This window comes from Bacillus nitroreducens, from assembly GCF_964021195.1.
Genome location: NZ_CAXHYI020000003.1, coordinates 1223607 through 1241826, shown reverse-complemented (window position 1 = coordinate 1241826; position 18220 = coordinate 1223607). Strand labels below are relative to the sequence as shown.

The window sequence follows — 18220 nt, the reverse complement described above, 5'->3', positions numbered from 1 at the left end:
AAAGAAATCATTTACACATTCTGAGGAGGGCTTACATTGAGTAAAGATAATAATAATCAAAGAGAGGCTATGCAAAGTCAAAATCCATATGCGGCTTACGGGTATAACCCACAAAACTTTGGCCAGTTTGGGGGCTATATGGATCCGAGCCAATTTGCCTACGGCTATCCATATCAACAACAAGCAGGTTTTCAAGCTCCACAAACGCCAACTTTCCAAACGCCATCATTCCCTCAAACGGGTGGAGTGGCAGCAAACATTCCAGGAATGCTTCCTATCGAAGAATCTTATATTGAAAACATTCTTCGCTTGAACAGAGGAAAGCTTGCGACTGTCTATATGGGCTTTGATAACACAAACGAAGCAAAAGTATTCAAAGGTGTGATTGAGGCTGCAGGACGCGATCATATCATCTTAAGTGAACCGCAAACAGGTAGACGCGTTCTTCTATTGATGGTGTACTTACAGTATGTAACATTTGATGAAGAACTTGAGTACGAATATCCTTTAGGAGCAAATCCAGGTTTAGTAAATTATCCACCAAGATAAGGAAAAGGGGCTGTCCAAAAAGTCACTGAAAAATGACTTTTGAGGACAGCCCTCATTTTTTGTTTTTTGGGTTTACTAAAAAATCTGGTGTTGATTTCCGCTGCAGGTACTCGCTTTCCGCGGGCGGTCCGGGAGCCTCCTCGTCGCAAGCTCCTGCGGGGTCTCCCCTGGCCACGCTTTTCCCGCAGGAGTCTCGTACCTTCCGCTACAATCAACAAGGTTACAAAATTTAATAGTATTGACTCGTAACTTTTAAAAAAACACACAAAAAAATCATCCTTTTTAGTAAAATGAAGTTACCACACAACATTCCAGAAAGGATGATTTTTTATGAGCAATCAATTGATTACTAATGAAAATTATAACACGCAAACTTCCCTTTTTCCAGAGTTCGAAGAGGAGAAACTAGAAGTTCAAAATGAAGAAAAACAAAAAGAACCTAATCCAAGACAATTAGCCCCTACTTTCAAACCCTACGATAATCGACAAATTCAAATGATTTATGATATCGAATCTCTTATTCCACAACATCACGAGGCCCGTGTAGTAGACGAAATGGTTGAAGCTATTCCTGATGAAAATCTATTTTCATACTATGTAGGCGGTGGCAGAAGTTCTTACCATCCCAAAATGATGCTTAAAATTATCCTTTATGGTTATTCCCAGAAGGTTTATTCTTGCCGAGGGATAGAAAAATTAGCAAATGAAAGTATCCCAGCTATGTGGTTGTCAGCGATGCAACAACCAGATTTCCGTACAATTAATGAGTTCCGTGGGGGACGCATGAAAGACTTTATGGATGAACTATTCGAAGCAATGATTCACAAGTTGATTGAAGAGAACTACATAACATTCGAAAGCTACTTTTTGGATGGCACCAAGATTGAAGCCAACGCCAACAAGTATAGTTTTGTATGGAAACGTGCTACTTCAAATTTTGAAGAGAAATTAAAAGAAAAAATCAAGGAAACCCTTCAGCATATCCATGAAATAACCAGGGCAGAAGCACAACCAGAAGAATTAATAAATCAGGAACAAGAAATCACTGAACAGGAATTAGTAGAAGTTGCCGAAGAACTTGAGGAAAAAGTTGAGGCATTAACAAAGGTAATTGATAGCGAAACAGATAAAGACGTTCGAAAAGAAAAAAGGCAAGAACGGAGTCAATTAAAGAAATCAATCAAGCAAATCCGTGAGGATTTTATACCTCGTATGACTAAATATAAGGAACATAATGAAGTTTTAGGTGATCGTAATAGTTATTCTAAAACGGACAAAGATGCCACCTTCATGCGTATGAAAGAAGATCATATGAAAAATGGCCAACTTAAGCCAGGATACAACGTACAAGTAGGAACAGAAAACCAGTTTATTCTATACTATACAATACATCAACGCCCAACAGACACTCGGTGCTTCATCCCTCATATGGAGAAACTGGCAGCTTCTTCTTTACCAATACCCAAAACGGTTATTGCCGATGCAGGATATGGTAGTGAGGAGAATTATGTTTACGCTGTCGGAGATGAGAAAGAGCAACGATTCGAGTTTCTTATTCCGTATGGAAGCTATGTACAGGAACAAACCCGTAAATATAAAAAAGACATCAAAAACGCAAAAAATTGGACTTACGTGGAAGATGACGACTATTTTATTTGCCCGAAAGGAATGAAAGTAACGTTTAAAAAATACCTGAATAAAAAGAATAAATCTGGCTACGAGCAAAGTTTTAAAATATATGAATGTGAAGATTGTACCGATTGTCCACTAAAAGCACAATGCACAAAAGCAAAAGGGAATCGTCAGATTCATTGGAATACGATTTTTGAAGAAATGAAAGCCAAGGCTAAAACAGCCCTTGAATGTGATGAAAAGTCCGCTATCTACGCTCAACGTAAAGTTGAAGTAGAAAGTGTGTTCGGTCACATCAAGGGCAATAGGTCGTTTCGCAGATTTTCTCTGCGGGGGCTCGACAAAGTATATGTCGAGTTTGGAATTGTGGCATTAGCCCACAATATATTGAAAGTAGCAGGCATACGCCAGCTACTTTCAGAGAAAAATCGAAAAAAACAAAAAGGCAAGGGAGAAAAACGGTCGTTTTTCTCCCTTGCCTTATTTTTTAGGACTTATCGGACAGCCCCTTTTTGCTGCTTATAAATGTTTTACCGCAGCCACTATTACTAATACCCATCCTATTAAAAAAGCAACCCCGCCTAGTGGAGTAATGGCCCCCAAGACCTTAATGCCAGTTACACTTAACACATACAAGCTACCTGAAAATAAGATAATCCCAATAAACAAACTCCAACCTGCAGATGTTATAAGGCTGACATGTGAAAGCTTGTCCGCTAAGAACGCAACTATAAATAACCCAATCGCATGAAACATTTGATATTGTACCGCTGTGTTCCACGTGTTTAAGTATTTTTCGGAAATCTTTCCTTCTAATCCATGAGCTCCAAATGCACCAAGCGCCACAGCTAAAAATGCATGGACCGCACCTAGTATTAAAAATAGTTTCATTCTTGTCCGCCACCTTTTTAAAATTCCTATGATTTTTTACACTATTCATTATAAGATAGGAGTAGGACTCTATTCCACAAAGGAGTTTTAATATGGACTATGAAATTTTACCCGTTGGGGACATGGCTCTGCAGATCGTATACAAGGAGAGAGCTTCTGAAGGCTTACAGTACCTCATCCAACAAACAACTAAACAAATAGAAAAAAAGAATATAAGAGGGGTAATTGAACTTGTCCCTGCTTTTCAATCCATCACCGTTTACTACAATCCAATTCTTGTTACCTATCAAAATCTTTCATTACATATTACCGAAATTTGTAAGGGCATCCATATTGAGAACGGAACGCATTCAAAAAGGGTAATCGTACTCCCAACCTGTTACAATGGTGAGGACTTAGAACTTGTTGCGAGTACACATCGATTATCTACCGAGGACGTTATTTCCATTCATAGCAGTGTCGACTACCTTGTCTATATGATCGGATTTTTACCAGGATTTCCGTATTTAAAAGGGTTACCTAGCAAACTCACCACACCTCGCCTTTCTTCTCCCAGATTAAAAGTACCAAAAGGGGCTGTCGGCATTGGCGGTAACCAAACAGGGGTCTATCCACTCGAATCGCCAGGTGGGTGGAACCTTATCGGCAGGACTCCAATCCCCTTATTTGACCCAGAAAGGCCAGATCCCTTTTTACTTAAGGCAGGGGACTACCTGCGCTTTCACCCAATTTCAACTGGTGAATATACAAAAATTGAAACGTTAATCAGAAATAATCAATACAAAATAGAGGTGAGATACATTGAAAACAATTGATCTGAATTGTGACCTAGGAGAAAGCTTCGGCACCTATCAAATCGGAAATGATGACGAGGTGCTTTCATTTATTTCTAGCGCAAACATTGCTTGTGGATTTCACGCAGGGGACCCACACGTGATGAATCGAACTGTTAAGCTCGCGAAAAAATATGACGTTGCCATCGGTGCCCACCCTGGCTTCCAAGACCTTGTCGGCTTCGGTAGGAGAGCGATGACTGTCTCGCCATCAGATATCTATCATCTCGTTCTCTACCAAATTGGCGCACTTTCAGCCTTCTGTAAGGCACATTCTGTGGAACTTACACATGTAAAGCCACATGGGGCCCTTTATAATATGGCTGCAGTGGACATAAACCTAGCGGAAGCAATCGCTAAAGCAATCTATAGATTTGACTCAACTCTTGCACTCTATGGACTTGCAGGCAGTAAATTGATAGAAGCAGGGAAGAAATATGGGCTGCGCACCGTGTCAGAAGTATTTGCGGACCGAACCTATCAATCTGACGGTACATTAACACCAAGAAACTTGCCAAACGCAATCATTCAGGACAGTGACGCTGCGATTAAACAAGTCCTGCAAATGGTAAAAGGGCAAACCGTTCAAACAACAACTGGTGAAGTCATCCCGATCAAAGCAGACTCCATCTGTGTTCATGGTGACAACAGCCACGCCCTCCAATTTGTCAAAGAATTACGTGAAGCACTTTGCAATGAAAGCATTAAAATTAAGGCAATCAGGTGATCAACATGGGACAACCACTTTTTACCGTTATTAAAAAAGGGCTCTACACCACATTTCAGGATATGGGCCGCTTCGGCTATCAGCAATTTGGAGTTGTCACAAGTGGGGCAATGGATTCTTATTCATACCAAATTGCCAATATTCTTGTCGGGAATAGGAGAGGGGAAGCTGTACTTGAAATCACCATGCTTGGCCCCACATTGCATGTAGAAGCAGACATCGCTACAATCGCTGTCTGCGGTGCAGATCTCAGTATGAAAGTGAACGGAAACAAAGCACCATTATGGAAATCCTTTGTCGTAAAAAAAGGGGACAAGATCACATTTGGGAGACCTATTTCGGGAACTCGCGCATATTTAGCCGTTGCAGGTGGTTTTCAGGCGAAGGAAGTCCTCGGTAGTAAATCCTATTATGCAAAGGCGAAACTTGGGACCGATATCAAAGATGGGGACATCCTTTATGGAAACATTCATGCCTTTCGAAAAAACACAGGGCTTTCTCGCCATCTTATTCCACGTTTTGAGAAGGAAATTTCCGTTCGGGCCATACCTGGACCATATCAAGATTATTTTAAAAAGGATTCGATTGAGCAATTCTTTACCGAGCCATTTCAAGCTGTCCAAGGCGACCGAATGGGATACCGATTAAAAGGTGCTGTACCGTTACAACATAAAGACAAGTCTGAAATTGCATCTGATGCAATCCCGCTCGGTGGCATCCAAGTTCCAAGTAGTGGGGAGCCTATTATTCTATTAGCTGACCGGCAAACAACGGGAGGCTATCCTCTACTCGCAACGGTGATCTCCGTTGATATGTATAAAATTGCTCAGCTACCACCAGGTGGAACGATTCGATTTGAGCGCTGTAGCATCGAAACGGCTCATAAACTGTATAAAAAACGTGAATCATTTCTCCAAAACCTCCAGTGGTGACCTCTACTGGGGGTGTTTTGATTGAATAAACCTTTATTTGCGCCCTCATTTTCGTTTTTGCGCACTCAGGCATATATTTGCGCATTCTTTTTTGTTTTTGCGCCCTCAAACCAGTATTTGCGCATTCTTTTTTGCTTTTGCGAACTCAAACCAATATTTGCGCATTTATTTTTGTTTTTGCGCCCTCAAACCAGTATTTGCGCATTCTTTTTTGCTTTTGCGAACTCAAACCAATATTTGCGCATTTATTTTTGCTTTTGCGCACTCAAACCATGTACATGCCCCTGTCAAATAGACAGTTTAAAAACGCACAAAATTAAGCTACCTGAGTCCTATATTCAACAGGACTCATTTCTAATTTCGTTTGAATACGTTTATTGTTATAATAGTTAATGTAAGCTTCTACTGCTTGTCGTACTTCAATTACTGTTTCAGGTTGGCTGAAACAAAGCATTTCACATTTCAAATGCCCAAAGAAGTTCTCAATACATGCATTGTCCCAGCAGTTGCCTCTGCGGGACATAGATTGGGTAATACCCATATCTTGTAGTCGCTTCATATACCGATGGTTTGTGAATTGAGTGCCTTGATCGCTATGCAAGATCGCTCTTTTCTCAAACCCTCTTTTTTTCAGGTCATCTAATGCCCTATATACTAGTTTCATCCCCTGATTCGTTCCGATTGAATAAGCAACGATCTCCCCATTGTATAGATCTTTTATTGCACATAAATAGATCCATTTCTGAAAACTTTTTTTCACTTCAATATACGTAATATCAATCGCTAATTTAATTCCTGGTCTTATCGCATGAAAATTTCTATCCAATATGTTCGTTATTATTCCATTTGGTTGAGGTCTATTTTTGAACCTTTTTCTGCGAATTTTACATTGTATTCCATATTTGCGCATGATTCTTGAAATACGTTTCTCATTTACAATCAAACCATATTCTTTTTTCAATAAAAGTTTGATTCGCTTTCTACCAACAGTTCCTCGATGATCTGTAAATATCTTATGGATATAAAGAAATAAAGACTCATCAATCCTATCCTGATTATTGTTTCCATTCCTTTTTAACCATTTATAATAACCAGAACGTGATACCTTCGTTATTTCCACCAATTTTATTACTGGATATTGGGTTGAATACGCATGAATAAAAGCGTATTGTTCTTCTTTATCGTTCACCCCCTTTTTAGACGCAACAACTTTTTTAAATATTCATTCTCCAACTTTAGTAATTCATACTTTTCTTCTAACGTTTTTGCCTTCTTACTCTTCCCCTGACTATTCGTCCCCCTTGCATCGTTTAAGGCAGAATACCCCTCGGCTCTAACCTTCTCTACCCAATCATATACTCTACGTTGATTTTTAATCTCGAATTTCTTAGCTAATTCAGCAGCTGAATGTCCCTCTAAAAACATCTCTACAACTTGTTTCTTTAAATCATATGAATAATTATTTTGAATTCTCATTTTATACACTCCCCCTAAACTAATGTAACACTAGAGTGTGCGTTTTTCTAAAATTGTCTACCATATAGGTACGATAACACCAATATTTGCGCATTCTTTTTTGCTTTTGCGCACTCAAACCAATATTTGCGCCCCTATTTTTATTTTTGCGCTCTTGGGCGAGATAATGGGCATATCGCAAACAAAAAAAAGAGACCCTCTACTAAAAATCAAATAGAGAATCTCCGTTTGCATCATCTTCTTCTAACTTCGTTGTTTGTTGGATGGTTGTCGTTTGCACTGGTTGTATTGGTTGCATTTGCTGCATCACCTGTTGTGTCTGTTGAACAGGAATCACCTCAACGCGCTTCGCTTCCGCAGGAGACTCATCTAAGACAAGATCGCATAATGTACGAATTGCCATCAAACGCTCTCTTACCTTTTGTTCACTACCTTCATTTTTTGCATGCTGCAATTCCTGCTGCATTTTATCTAAAATTTTATTCATTGATATGTTCACACTTGTCACTCCTATAGCCGAATATCTATGTTGTAGGAAGACCGCTTCTGCTTAGTCTTCTGCTGTTTATCTTCAAACTTCATGCAATGCACTCCAGATGATTTAAAGACGGTAACCGAAGGCATCTCCTGCGTCTTAAAATGAAAAGCGTGGCATCCGCGCGGAAACCTTGGTTCCCATGTCGTGTAAAAATGCTTACACTTTAAGCAATTGACTCTCTTCTGCATCTCTTCACTACCTTTTATCAAATGAGCTTTTCAAGCTTAATTTTTTCAGGTGCATAAAGACGTAGTGTGCTTACATGACTCCTTTTATATAAATCCTAGTAGCACCAGTGCCCTTTACCTTAATTAGTCCCAAGCCCCAAAATAGACATGTCTATTTTCCCACGAGAAAGGGGGAGCGTCAAACTCTCATTTTGAGAATCTAGCAACATGAAGGAAGGAATAGTTGGTAATGAAAAAACCCCTCAGATTGTCTCTGAGGGGCATTTACGCAGAAAATTATGTAAAATTACTTACCAGCAACTGCGTCTTTAAGAGCTTTACCTGGTTTGAATGCAGGTACTTTGCTAGCTGCGATTTCGATTTCTTCACCAGTTTGTGGGTTGCGACCTTTACGAGCTGCACGCTCACGAACTTCAAAGTTACCGAATCCGATTAATTGTACTTTATCTCCGCTACTTAATGCATTTTGAACAGCTTCAAATACTGCGTCAACAGCTTTTGTTGCATCTTTTTTAGATAGTTCTGCACTTTCAGCAACTGCACTGATTAGTTCTGTTTTGTTCATTGTTCAATTCTCCTCTCCAAATAAGCACATATTCTTTTTACCACTTTTTTCAGTGGTTCGCAAGATTTTCGGCTAAAATATTCCTATTAAACTTGCGGTTAAGCTATTACATCACTAGATTAGCCAAAAATCAAGCATTTCAAACCAAAAAAACATGATTTTGATAAAATTTTTATTAAAAATCTTGTTACTACCAAGTTTTACCGAATTTCTAAGATTTATACTTGCAAATACTATAAAAAATCAACATGAAAGGAGATCTCTTACATGACTCGCAGAAAACGTCGACCATTGGTACCAGAGGCACGAGAAGAACTTGATCAACTAAAAGCAAATGTGATGAAAAAACAAGGCTATAAAACAGATCCAGCTAATCCCGACAATGTGAAATTTGAAGTCGCAAAAGAATTAGGGATTCCACTAAACACTCGGTACAATGGCCATTTAACCTCCCAGCAAGCTGGTAAAGTAGGGGGAAGCATTGGTGGCAACATGGTTAAAGAAATGGTTCGTATGGCCCAAGAAAACCTAAATACGCGACATTAAGAAAGGTAGGAAAGCATACCTATTAAAATATCCCGTCATACATTCAATTCAAAGCCAGCAACAATGTAGCAAACGATCTGCAGTTTAGGAATATGTTTCAGTAAAAAATCCGATCATACTTACTATAGCCCAATGACCCCTAAACCATAATGGCCAAGGGGTCGCAAACATTATGCTAAACGATAAATTCTTGCTTCGTACGGTTTTAATTCGACTGAGTCCGTAGTCTGATGTGCTTCTACACTGTAATTTGACAGCAATAAAGCATCATGCTTAAATTCAGCATGAGGTACATGACAAACGGCAGTCTTCCCAGATAGATTTGTGATGACAATTATTTTCTCCTCATCAAGTGTACGTGTGTAGACATACAATTGAGGATCTTCCGCCAATAACAAATCATACGTACCATATGTGAACAACTTATTAGCTTTTTTAAGCGCAATCATGTTTTTGTAAAATTGCAGAATCGATTCCTCATCTACCAACTGCTTTTCAACATTAATATCTACAAAATTTGGGTTAACTCCCATCCACGGTTGACCTGTTGTAAAACCGGCATTCTCAGTATTTGACCATTGCATCGGAGTTCGTGAATTATCTCGACTTGTTCGCCAAATGGTTTGCATAATTTCATCATGTGAAACGCCTTCTGAACGCTTTTCACGATACAAATTCCTGGTCGCCACATCATCATATTCCTCAATGGAATGGAACTGAACATTGGTCATGCCAATTTCTTGCCCCTGGTAAATGAATGGAGTTCCCTGCATAAAAAAGTACATGGTGCCTAGAGCAGTTGCACTCTCCTTCCAATACTCTTGATCATTTCCCCAATTCGAAACAACACGTGTTTGGTCATGATTTTCAATAAACAAAGCATTCCAACCCTTGTTTTCTAAACCCTTTTGCCATCTTGTAAGGACTGTTTTGAGTCCAATGACATCTAGCTCTTGTTTTTCTTCGTCCCAAAGGCCTAAATGCTCGAATTGGAATACCATGTTAAACGTCCCCTGTTTCTCTCCAACCCATTCTTCTGCATCGTCAACGCTTACACCATTTGCCTCTCCAACGGTCATAATGTCATATTTAGCAAATGTTTCTTCCTTTAATTCGCGTAAAAACTCTTGAATACCAGGACGGTTCATATGGCCATCAAATGAAGGTACATATTTTAGACCATTTGGATTCGGCATATCAGGAAGACCTTCAACCTTTTTTATATGACTAATCGCATCGACACGGAAGCCATCAATTCCTTTATCAAGCCACCAATTAACCATACTAAATAGCTCTTGGCGCACCTCTTTATTCTCCCAATTCAGATCAGGTTGTTTGGTGGAGAAAATATGTAAGAAATACTGGTCTGTTTCCTTATCATATTCCCATGCTGATCCACCAAAAATACTTTCCCAATTATTCGGTTCTTTCCCATCTTTACCATCACGCCAAATGTACCAATCGCGCTTTGGATTTTCTTTTGATGAACGAGACTCAATAAACCATGGGTGTTCATCGCTTGTGTGGTTAATAACCAAATCAATAATTAACTTCATACCACGCTTGTGCGTCTCTTCTAATAGTTCATCAAAATCTGCCATTGTTCCAAAGTCAGCCATGATATCCTGATAATCGCTAATATCATATCCATTGTCATCATTTGGTGATTTATAAACAGGGCAAATCCAAATAACATCTATGCCTAAATCATGTAGATAGTCCAATTTGGAGATGATCCCTTGGATGTCTCCGATACCATCTCCATTAGAATCCATAAAACTTCTTGGATAAATCTGATAAGCAACAGCTTCTTTCCACCATGCTTGGTTCATCTTTAGTCCTCACTTTCTATTTTTAAAAGTGGCACTTTTCCTCCATCAAGTCATAAACCGAGACACTTATGCCCGAAAAGGCTAGAGCTCGATTTCTTCGATTGAATCAATTTGGTCCACATCATCATTACTAATCTTTCACTCTTCTTTTTATAGGTACAATTGCCTTTTAAAAAGGAAAAATACGGGTAACTTAGTCATGCTCTTGCAACAAAAATAAGAGACAATTAAGTTCCCAACCTCTTTCACATGAGACAAACTGAACTCTGGTTAAGCTCCGTCCCTCATCTTGGTATATATATGGGGTTCCTCGCAACATATGCTTAGATTGTTGCGAGGATCTTGCAGAATCCATTTCCGTTCACCGCTTCTATAAACCTTACTTTTGCCAATCAATAGATAAGAATCCCTTTGGAATTAAGGCTTAATTGTACGTGTATTTTCTACTTAATCGGTGCACACGACTTACGCTCAATTAACTTACCAGGGATCGTAATCCGTTTTGGTAAGACATTCGGGTTTTTAATTTTTTCAATTAAACAGCTTGAACCCTCCACTCCAAGTTGAAAAATATCAATATCCACTGAGGTGAGGGGAGGCTTCGAATATTGAGCAAGTAGCACATTGTTGAAACTAGCAATGGAAACATCCTCTGGCACCCTGATATTCATCTTTTCTAGATGGCTCATTAGCTCAATCGCAATAAAATCATCCGTACAAACTAACGCTGTAGGAGGATCCACTAATCGTAAAAAAGACTGGATGGCCTTTTTTCCCTCTCTTAGCGTTTTTTTATGAATAATATAGTTCTCGTTGAATGGTAGTTCTGCACTACGTAACGCTTGTTTGTAGCCCTCGAGACGGTCAACCATCACAACAAAATCAGAATCAAAACCAACAAATGCTATTTTTGTATGTCCTAATTCGATTAAATGGTCTGTTACGACCTTCGTAATGTAAATATTATCGTTATCCACATGTGTAATCCGTTCAGCGCCGTGAACAGGTCGACCAATCACGACAAATGGAAAATCTATTTCCTGTAAATGTTGAATTATACGATCATCTGTCCGTGAATAGAGTAAAATCAAACCATCCACACGCCGACCTTGTACCATCCCGACTACTTCTTCAAAGATTTCATCCTCTGTACCAGCTGTTGAAAGGTAGATTCCATATTTATACTCACGTGCTTGTACGCTGATACCTCTAATCACTTCAGGGAAGAATGGATCTTGGAGCACATGGGATGCTGAAAATGGCATTACAATCCCAATCGTTGCCGTGCTTTTCACCGCTAAGCTTCGAGCTGTGAAGTTGGGGTGATATCCCAATTTATCCATTGCTTCTCGTACACGTTTTTTCGTTTCATCACTAATTCGAGGATTATTGGCAATGACCCTTGAGACAGTGGAAGGCGAAACATTTGCCTCTTTTGCAACATCTTTAATTGTAATAGCCATAAACACCCTCCAAATTTATATAAAAAGTATCGAATCGTTTCGATCACTGTTCGTTCAAAATTATTTTACAGAACCTTCTGCAACTCCCTTGATAATATGTTTTTGCATGAAGAAATACACAAGAATAACAGGGATAATTGCAATCGTTAATCCTGCAAGAGCTAAGTGCCATTGTTTCGTATATTGGCCAAAGAAAAAGAACATTTTCAATGGAATGGTATGCATACCATCCTGATTAATAACAAGAGAAGGTAATAAATAGTCATTCCAAATCCAAATGATGTTTAATATAGCAACAGTTACTGAAATTGGCTTTAGCATCGGGAAGATGATGTGCCAAAAAATCTGCCATCTGTTTGCTCCATCGATTGTTGCTGCTTCATCTAATGATTTAGATATTCCTTGTAAGGACCCATGATATAAAAATATAGATAAACTGCTTCCAAAACCTAGATACATCAAGATAATTCCAAAACGATTTAATAAATCTATTTTACCAAATAAAGATACGAGCGGAATCATAACCGATTGGAATGGAATGAGCATTGCCGCGATAAAAAGGAAGAAAATGAAACCGCTTATTTTTCCTTTACGACGATTTAAAGCATATGCCGCCATCGATGAGAAGAATATAATGACTGCAACACCTAGTACCGTAATCAGTACAGAGTTAAAAAACGTACGGATAAAATCTAGTTCCTCAAACGCTTGAATATAATTATCAAATGTAAAAACATCAGGTAATTTTAGTGTATCTGTAAAAATCTCACGTTTTGTCTTAAACGAGTTTACAACCATTAAATAGAAAGGGGAGAGCCAAAGTAGGCCAAGGACAACTCCTAGAATTTCAAGTAAATATAATTTTCTTTTTTTACTTTTCATTACATCTCGACCTCCCGTTTCTTATTAATGTAAACCTGTGTTAAAGAAATAGCTGCAACGATTAGGAAGAAGATAATCGCCTTTGCCTGTCCATACGCATAATTGTTTTCAGAGAATGCTGTTTTGAAAATTTCCATTGCTACCATTTGTGTAGAATTGTAAGGACCCCCGCCAGTTAAGCTTAGGTTTTGGTCATATAACTTAAATGTATTTGATAGAGTTAAAAACAAACTTACTGTAAACGCTGGTGCAACAAGAGGGAACGTGACATTTCTAAAGCGCTGAAAACTGTTTGCTCCATCGATTTCTGCTGCTTCCAATAATTCTTGTGGGACACTTTCCAAATAAGAAATGTAAATAATCATGATATAACCTGACATTTGCCAACTCATGAGAATAACCAATGCCCAGAAACCAGTAGTATCGGTAGATAACCAACCTTTAAATGCAGCGATACCAGTTAAATCTCCAATACTCGCAAATACCTTCATGAAAATAAACTGCCAAATGAACCCGAGGATAAGTCCTCCAATTAAGTTCGGCATAAAAAAGATTGTACGTAAAATTTTGTTTGTTTTCAGTTTTTGTGTTACTAGTAACGCTAATGAAAGTCCAAATATATTAATCAAAAAAATAGATACCACTGAAAACTTTACAGTAAACCATAATGAGTTCAAAAACTCTTCATCATTGATAAGCTTTTGATAATGTTCAAATCCTACAAACTCAGTAATTTTAATGCCATTCCAGTTTGTAAACGAGTAATATGTTCCAAAAATTAACGGTATGGCTACAACAGCACCAAGTGCAAGAAGTGTAGGGGCTAAGAATAACCAATACCATAGATTCCGGTTTCGCATCGTAATTTCCTCCATTCGAAATCCCGAAACAGACGTAATGTTAGGTAATGCACGACTTTTCGTTGTCTTCTTTTTTACTTCAGCTCACTAAAAACTTGTGGACTCACACTCGGTATCGCACGAGTCTCCGCTTTGCCTTGTTATAAAATAGAAAACAAAGCAACCTGTGCTGCCTTGTTTTCTATTGTTAGGTGAATCTATTATTTTCTTGACTCTTCCCAAGCTTTTTGAGATTCCTTTACTACATCGTCCCAACTCATTTCGCCACTTATATATTTTTGAATATTAACACCAAGCTGTTGTTCACCCCAACCAGTTGGGTAGCCCATGAATACCCAAGGAATCGTCTTTCCTTCCGTAGCATATTCATATACAGCTTTGCCAAGTGGATCAGAGACTTTTGAAGCGTCAAATCCGTCATATGCTGGGATGAATTTGAAGTCTTCTAGTACAGCTGTTTTTCCTTCTTCAGAAGTATATAGCCAATCTAAAAAGTCTTTTGCTGCCTTAACTTCCGCTTCATCTTTTTGACTATTTACAGCCCAATACATTGGAATACCTACAGGGATTGAATCTTCCTTATAACCTTCAACAGGAAGCGGTAGAATACTTACACCATTATCAGCAAGCTCTTCATCGATACCCGCAATTGAACCGTATACCCAGTTACCTTGTTGGATTATTGCAACACGACCAGTAGAGAATAGTTCCTCCACTTGCATCGCATAGTCTAAACTTACTGTTGGTTGAACAGAATACTCATTTTGCAAATCTAAAACTTTCTTAAATGCATCGCCATATTCAAAATTTACTGTTTCAGAATCAAATGTTCCTAGTACATTCCCATCGAATTCTGGGGATAAAAACGTATTGGATAAGTGCAACCCAGTTACCCAATTTTCTTTACCAGGTAGTGCAAATACTGCGTCTAAACCTAATTCGTCTTTCTTGCTATCTAATGTTTTAACCGCTTTTTCTAATGCTGCAAACGTTGTAATTTCTTCTGGATTAATTCCAGCTTGTTCAAACACTTCTGTATTGTAGATTAAACCGTAACCTTCTTGGTTAAAAGGAAGTCCTAACACTTGGCTATCTTGTGTTACACCTTCAAGAGTTCCTTCTAATGCTGCTTTTGCTGCTGATGTATCAGAAAGATCCGCTAAATTATCAGCCCAGTCAGCAACATCTTGTGGCCCTCCAATGTTAAAAATAGTAGGTTCATTTCCTGAAGCAAATTTCGAACGAAGAGCTGCACCATAGTCTTCCCCACCACCAACTGTTGTGATGTTGATTTTCACACCTTCATGAGACTCCTCGTATTGCTTTGCCACTTCTTCAAACTGATCTTTAAATTCTACTTTAAATTGAAAAATATCTACCGTTACTTTTGAATCGCTTTCATTTCCACCTGAGCTATCTCCATCTGATGAACATCCTACTAACACAACACTTATTAAAAATAATAGTGCTACTATTGCAGGAAAAAGTTTTTTTGCCTTCATGATAAAACCTCCGTCTATTCATTTTGAAAGGAAGTAACCGTTGCACAGAATCAAGAAACCGATTGCACAAATCGGTACATTTTAACGAAATTTATTCGTTAAACGCCACCCTTTTAACTAGGATTTTTTATATAATTATAGCTGCAAACATTGTTATTACAGCCTTTATCATTAAAGCGCGGACCTGCGCAATAGTTGCGCAAACGGTTGCACTACCTTTACAAGTTTTATATTAACATGTCCCTTTTTTAATTACAACAAAAAGTTTTACGTTTTCAAAAAAGTCATTTTTGCCCTTTTACCGTTCGACATAATGAACATAAAAGTGAACGGTCCTTTTAAAGAAAACTTTTATATGCTTTTTTAATATAGTTAATTCTTACTTTATCCGTAAATGAGGGGTTGCGTGGAATTATTAAAAATCAGGTATATTGCTTTTGTACTGATGAAACAATAAACATTAAGACACATGTAAAATAATCAACGAGCTCGTTTCTGTATACTCCATTCGGAATAAACTTCTCGTAACTTCTTTACCTTTGGTCAATACTATTCTAAGAAAACTATTGCTAGGAGGAGTCATATGCTAAAAAAACAACCAAGTGAGATTCATTCACAAAAGAATGTCAGCACAACCAATCCACAAAAAGTAAAACAGGAAATCCAACATGATATCAACCAAGGACAAGGTGATATAACCTCACGGGAAGCAGGTGCACTGCGCGATTAAAACCGTTTGTGCTTATGAGTTATAACTAGGAATACTCGTAGCTTAAAAGTTAATTATATTTGGTATTTGATAATATCCGAAATGTCCTACGTGCATATACAAGAGTTACGCTTACACTATTAGGTATTTGCAGAAACACCCATAGCATATACCTCTTGCATAATGTCCGACTTGCCTACCCCTTGGTCGTTCTAAAGTACAATCCGCTCACTTTCCAACAAAAATAGAGTAGGCGCATGAATTTATTCATGCGCCTCTCACAGATCCGTACGTGCGGGTCATCGCATACGGCTCCTCCATGATTATCCCCGTTGGGGATGATGTTCATTGTAAATATCCACTAAAGATATGAGACCAATTTCTTTAAACCATTCATTTGGAAGTGCTACATGCACTGGGGTAGACATAGAACTTCTCCAAGCATACATGCGCAACTGTGGAAGTTCTCCTTTCCACTTTCTTCTTCGTAGTTCTCTGTGCAATTTTCTTATCTTTCGCCAGCTCCTCAATTGAACGGACCGTAGTCTCCTCCGAATCCACTTGTCAAACTCCGTAAATAGAGTCTTGGAATGCCAGTATCCGAAGTAGTTAGCCCAGCCACGCAGGTATGGATTAAGTTTCTCTTTAATTAGCTTCTCCATGTTTATTGTTTGATTTCGCTTTGTAATTTCCTTTACCTTATTCTTAAATTTCTTTATCGATTTTTCTGACGGCTTAACCCAATAACCTTGTTTAAATTCATATCCTAAGAATACAAAGGATTCTTTCATATTATCAACAATCTTAGTCTTTTCAGGATGTACAGTTAAACCGAGTTTTTGTTCAAGAAATCGAGTAACGGATTTAAGTACTCTTTCTGCACCCTTTTGTGATTTACAACAGATGACGAAGTCGTCTGCATATCTCGTAATGCGATGTCCACGCTCCGTCATTAATTCATCTAACGGATGCAAGTATATGTTCGCAAGAAGCGGACTAATAACACCACCTTGCGGAGTACCTTTTTCATTTAAGTGGAAACTTCCACCTTCCATGATTCCTGCTTGGAGGAAACTCTCAAGTAGTCCAATGACACTTCCATCCACTATTTCTTCTCTAACCAGTGACATTAGTTTGTCATGTGGAATTGTGTCGAAGTATGATTTTAGGTCTGCATCAATTACATACACATAACCATCCAATAAATCCTTTCGGATTTTATCCAATGCCATATGTGCACTTCGGTTCGGTCGAAAACCAAAACTACAATCAAGAAATTTAGCTTCAAAGATTGGCTCTATTATTCTGCGTACAGAAGCCTGTACTATTCGGTCTCTCACGGTTGGGATACCTAGAGGTCTTTTTGAACCATCAGCCTTTGGAATATATACTCGTTTCACTGGTCTCGGCTTATATGTCTTATCTCGTAATTCACGTTGAAGGATTTGTACATTATCCTCCACACCAAATTCAAAAGCCTTAATTGTTACTCCATCTATCCCTGCGGCACCTCGATTTCTTTTAACCTCTTTAAAGGCTTCCTCCATGTTTGGCATTGCCCATATTTTATCTATAAGACTATACCACTTTCTCTTTTGTGGAATCCTTACTCCCTCACGAAAACCTTGTTTGCCTTCTTTTCCGTTCATGTTCCGTATCTTTCCTTTCAGTCTGATGATTGACTAGCCCAATTTCCGCAATATCAACAGGTCCACAAAGTACTGCGCCCCCATACGGTCTACCCTTCTGTTCGACCCCGATTCTATGGATTTGTCCTATCGGTTTCTGTATGGACATGACGTATTCTAAGATAACTCGGTTTTTTTCTTCCATGGACAGACGGGCTTCGCATAGAGTCCCTACCTTTTGGGTTAAGGCTCCTCTTAATAACTTGTATTAAGTCACTCACCATTGCGACCTTTCCGGTAAGCTTCTTCACTACTATCCCCTGCTCTGACTTCTCACCATTCATAATCTTATCTTATCCATCACGGACTTGAATAAGGGTTACCGTATTTCGGAAACGATGAGACCTCCTTGGGTCACGTCATCGGGCTTTCACCTGAATCCAGTCCTCTTAACTAACAGAGCCCTC

Annotated in this window: 18 protein-coding genes; 7 read left to right on the top strand and 11 right to left on the bottom strand. The window is 38.7% G+C overall.

The features are described 5' to 3' along the window. Positions 1 to 69 precede the first annotated feature (69 nt). Together gerQ and ACWPVE_RS09870 are read left to right on the top strand one after the other, a co-directional pair. Positions 70 to 549, top strand: coding sequence for a spore coat protein GerQ (gerQ, locus tag ACWPVE_RS09875; protein WP_453997452.1), 480 nt, complete (start codon positions 70 to 72; stop codon positions 547 to 549). Between the two features lie 330 nt (positions 550 to 879). Further along, complete coding sequence (locus tag ACWPVE_RS09870) at positions 880 to 2706, top strand: IS1182 family transposase (protein ID WP_453992880.1); 1827 nt, start codon at positions 880 to 882, stop codon at positions 2704 to 2706. Here ACWPVE_RS09870 and ACWPVE_RS09865 read toward each other — a convergent pair. Next, positions 2701 to 3072, bottom strand: coding sequence for a DUF423 domain-containing protein (locus tag ACWPVE_RS09865; RefSeq protein WP_453992878.1), 372 nt, complete (start codon positions 3070 to 3072; stop codon positions 2701 to 2703). The two genes, ACWPVE_RS09870 and ACWPVE_RS09865, sit on opposite strands and share 6 nt — an antisense overlap. A 92-nt stretch (positions 3073 to 3164) precedes the next feature. Between ACWPVE_RS09865 and pxpB the strand changes: the two genes are divergently transcribed. Genes pxpB through ACWPVE_RS09850 form a run of 3 tightly spaced genes read left to right on the top strand, consistent with a single transcriptional unit; the run spans position 3165 to position 5564 of the window. Then, positions 3165 to 3887 (top strand): 5-oxoprolinase subunit PxpB, encoded by a 723-nt coding sequence (gene pxpB, locus ACWPVE_RS09860; RefSeq protein ID WP_453992877.1) that lies wholly within the window; start codon positions 3165 to 3167, stop codon positions 3885 to 3887. Next, positions 3874 to 4632: a 5-oxoprolinase subunit PxpA gene (pxpA, locus tag ACWPVE_RS09855; RefSeq protein ID WP_453992875.1), complete on the top strand. Its 759-nt coding sequence runs from the start codon at positions 3874 to 3876 to the stop codon at positions 4630 to 4632. The genes pxpB and pxpA overlap by 14 nt, the downstream gene beginning before the upstream one ends. A 5-nt stretch (positions 4633 to 4637) precedes the next feature. Beyond that, a complete protein-coding gene (locus ACWPVE_RS09850; RefSeq protein ID WP_453992873.1) occupies positions 4638 to 5564 on the top strand; it encodes a 5-oxoprolinase subunit C family protein in 927 nt (308 codons plus the stop codon). Positions 5565 to 5880: 316 nt separating this feature from the next. On the opposite strand, the gene ACWPVE_RS09845 is transcribed toward ACWPVE_RS09850, so the two are convergent. The 4 genes from ACWPVE_RS09845 to ACWPVE_RS09830 form a co-directional block, all read right to left on the bottom strand. Further along, a complete protein-coding gene (locus tag ACWPVE_RS09845) occupies positions 5881 to 6753 on the bottom strand; it encodes an IS3 family transposase (protein ID WP_453990196.1) in 873 nt (290 codons plus the stop codon). After that, positions 6750 to 7040: a helix-turn-helix domain-containing protein gene (locus tag ACWPVE_RS09840; RefSeq protein WP_453990198.1), complete on the bottom strand. Its 291-nt coding sequence runs from the start codon at positions 7038 to 7040 to the stop codon at positions 6750 to 6752. The genes ACWPVE_RS09845 and ACWPVE_RS09840 overlap by 4 nt, the downstream gene beginning before the upstream one ends. A 202-nt stretch (positions 7041 to 7242) precedes the next feature. After that, positions 7243 to 7539 carry a YwdI family protein gene (locus ACWPVE_RS09835; RefSeq protein WP_453992871.1) on the bottom strand — a complete coding sequence of 99 codons (297 nt, stop codon included), beginning with the start codon at positions 7537 to 7539 and terminating at the stop codon, positions 7243 to 7245. A gap of 513 nt (positions 7540 to 8052) precedes the next feature. Further along, entirely contained in the window at positions 8053 to 8331 is a 279-nt protein-coding gene (locus ACWPVE_RS09830) for an HU family DNA-binding protein (RefSeq protein WP_010677267.1), read from the bottom strand. Between the two features lie 267 nt (positions 8332 to 8598). Here ACWPVE_RS09830 and ACWPVE_RS09825 point away from each other — a divergent pair, with 267 nt between their 5' ends. Next, positions 8599 to 8877, top strand: a complete 279-nt coding sequence (locus tag ACWPVE_RS09825; RefSeq protein WP_453992869.1) for an alpha/beta-type small acid-soluble spore protein — start codon at positions 8599 to 8601, stop codon at positions 8875 to 8877. A 170-nt stretch (positions 8878 to 9047) separates the two neighbouring features. Here ACWPVE_RS09825 and ACWPVE_RS09820 read toward each other — a convergent pair whose 3' ends face one another. The 5 genes from ACWPVE_RS09820 to ACWPVE_RS09800 form a co-directional block, all read right to left on the bottom strand. Continuing rightward, positions 9048 to 10709: a glycoside hydrolase family 13 protein gene (locus tag ACWPVE_RS09820; protein WP_453992867.1), complete on the bottom strand. Its 1662-nt coding sequence runs from the start codon at positions 10707 to 10709 to the stop codon at positions 9048 to 9050. A 443-nt stretch (positions 10710 to 11152) separates the two neighbouring features. Beyond that, on the bottom strand, positions 11153 to 12172 hold the full coding sequence (locus tag ACWPVE_RS09815) for a LacI family DNA-binding transcriptional regulator (protein WP_453992866.1): 1020 nt from the start codon (positions 12170 to 12172) through the stop codon (positions 11153 to 11155). Between the two features lie 60 nt (positions 12173 to 12232). Then, positions 12233 to 13054, bottom strand: a complete 822-nt coding sequence (locus tag ACWPVE_RS09810) for a carbohydrate ABC transporter permease (RefSeq protein ID WP_453992864.1) — start codon at positions 13052 to 13054, stop codon at positions 12233 to 12235. Further along, positions 13054 to 13914 (bottom strand): carbohydrate ABC transporter permease, encoded by an 861-nt coding sequence (locus ACWPVE_RS09805; RefSeq protein WP_453992862.1) that lies wholly within the window; start codon positions 13912 to 13914, stop codon positions 13054 to 13056. Before ACWPVE_RS09805 ends, ACWPVE_RS09810 begins: the two co-directional genes overlap by 1 nt. Positions 13915 to 14114: 200 nt before the next feature. Further along, a complete protein-coding gene (locus ACWPVE_RS09800; protein WP_453992860.1) occupies positions 14115 to 15416 on the bottom strand; it encodes an ABC transporter substrate-binding protein in 1302 nt (433 codons plus the stop codon). Between the two features lie 583 nt (positions 15417 to 15999). On the opposite strand from ACWPVE_RS09800, the gene ACWPVE_RS09795 reads away from it, so the two are divergent. Continuing rightward, positions 16000 to 16146: a hypothetical protein gene (locus tag ACWPVE_RS09795; protein WP_453992858.1), complete on the top strand. Its 147-nt coding sequence runs from the start codon at positions 16000 to 16002 to the stop codon at positions 16144 to 16146. Between the two features lie 302 nt (positions 16147 to 16448). Here the strand turns inward: ACWPVE_RS09795 and ltrA are convergent, their stop codons facing one another. Next, positions 16449 to 17774, bottom strand: coding sequence for a group II intron reverse transcriptase/maturase (gene ltrA, locus ACWPVE_RS09790; protein WP_453990916.1), 1326 nt, complete (start codon positions 17772 to 17774; stop codon positions 16449 to 16451). Between the last annotated feature and the right edge of the window lie 446 nt (positions 17775 to 18220).

Excerpts from the sequence above, each read along its gene's own strand:
- pxpB (WP_453992877.1), top strand. The coding sequence starts at position 3,165 with ATGGACTATGAAATTTTACCCGTTGGGGACATGGCTCTGCAGATCGTA.
- ACWPVE_RS09795 (WP_453992858.1), top strand. The coding sequence starts at position 16,000 with ATGCTAAAAAAACAACCAAGTGAGATTCATTCACAAAAGAATGTCAGC.
- ACWPVE_RS09800 (WP_453992860.1), bottom strand. The coding sequence starts at position 15,416 with ATGAAGGCAAAAAAACTTTTTCCTGCAATAGTAGCACTATTATTTTTA.
- ACWPVE_RS09815 (WP_453992866.1), bottom strand. The coding sequence starts at position 12,172 with ATGGCTATTACAATTAAAGATGTTGCAAAAGAGGCAAATGTTTCGCCT.
- ACWPVE_RS09850 (WP_453992873.1), top strand. The coding sequence starts at position 4,638 with ATGGGACAACCACTTTTTACCGTTATTAAAAAAGGGCTCTACACCACA.
- ACWPVE_RS09830 (WP_010677267.1), bottom strand. The coding sequence starts at position 8,331 with ATGAACAAAACAGAACTAATCAGTGCAGTTGCTGAAAGTGCAGAACTA.
- ACWPVE_RS09805 (WP_453992862.1), bottom strand. The coding sequence starts at position 13,914 with ATGCGAAACCGGAATCTATGGTATTGGTTATTCTTAGCCCCTACACTT.
- ACWPVE_RS09825 (WP_453992869.1), top strand. The coding sequence starts at position 8,599 with ATGACTCGCAGAAAACGTCGACCATTGGTACCAGAGGCACGAGAAGAA.
- ACWPVE_RS09870 (WP_453992880.1), top strand. The coding sequence starts at position 880 with ATGAGCAATCAATTGATTACTAATGAAAATTATAACACGCAAACTTCC.
- ACWPVE_RS09840 (WP_453990198.1), bottom strand. The coding sequence starts at position 7,040 with ATGAGAATTCAAAATAATTATTCATATGATTTAAAGAAACAAGTTGTA.
- ACWPVE_RS09820 (WP_453992867.1), bottom strand. The coding sequence starts at position 10,709 with ATGAACCAAGCATGGTGGAAAGAAGCTGTTGCTTATCAGATTTATCCA.
- ACWPVE_RS09810 (WP_453992864.1), bottom strand. The coding sequence starts at position 13,054 with ATGAAAAGTAAAAAAAGAAAATTATATTTACTTGAAATTCTAGGAGTT.
- gerQ (WP_453997452.1), top strand. The coding sequence starts at position 70 with ATGCAAAGTCAAAATCCATATGCGGCTTACGGGTATAACCCACAAAAC.
- ltrA (WP_453990916.1), bottom strand. The coding sequence starts at position 17,774 with ATGAACGGAAAAGAAGGCAAACAAGGTTTTCGTGAGGGAGTAAGGATT.
- ACWPVE_RS09865 (WP_453992878.1), bottom strand. The coding sequence starts at position 3,072 with ATGAAACTATTTTTAATACTAGGTGCGGTCCATGCATTTTTAGCTGTG.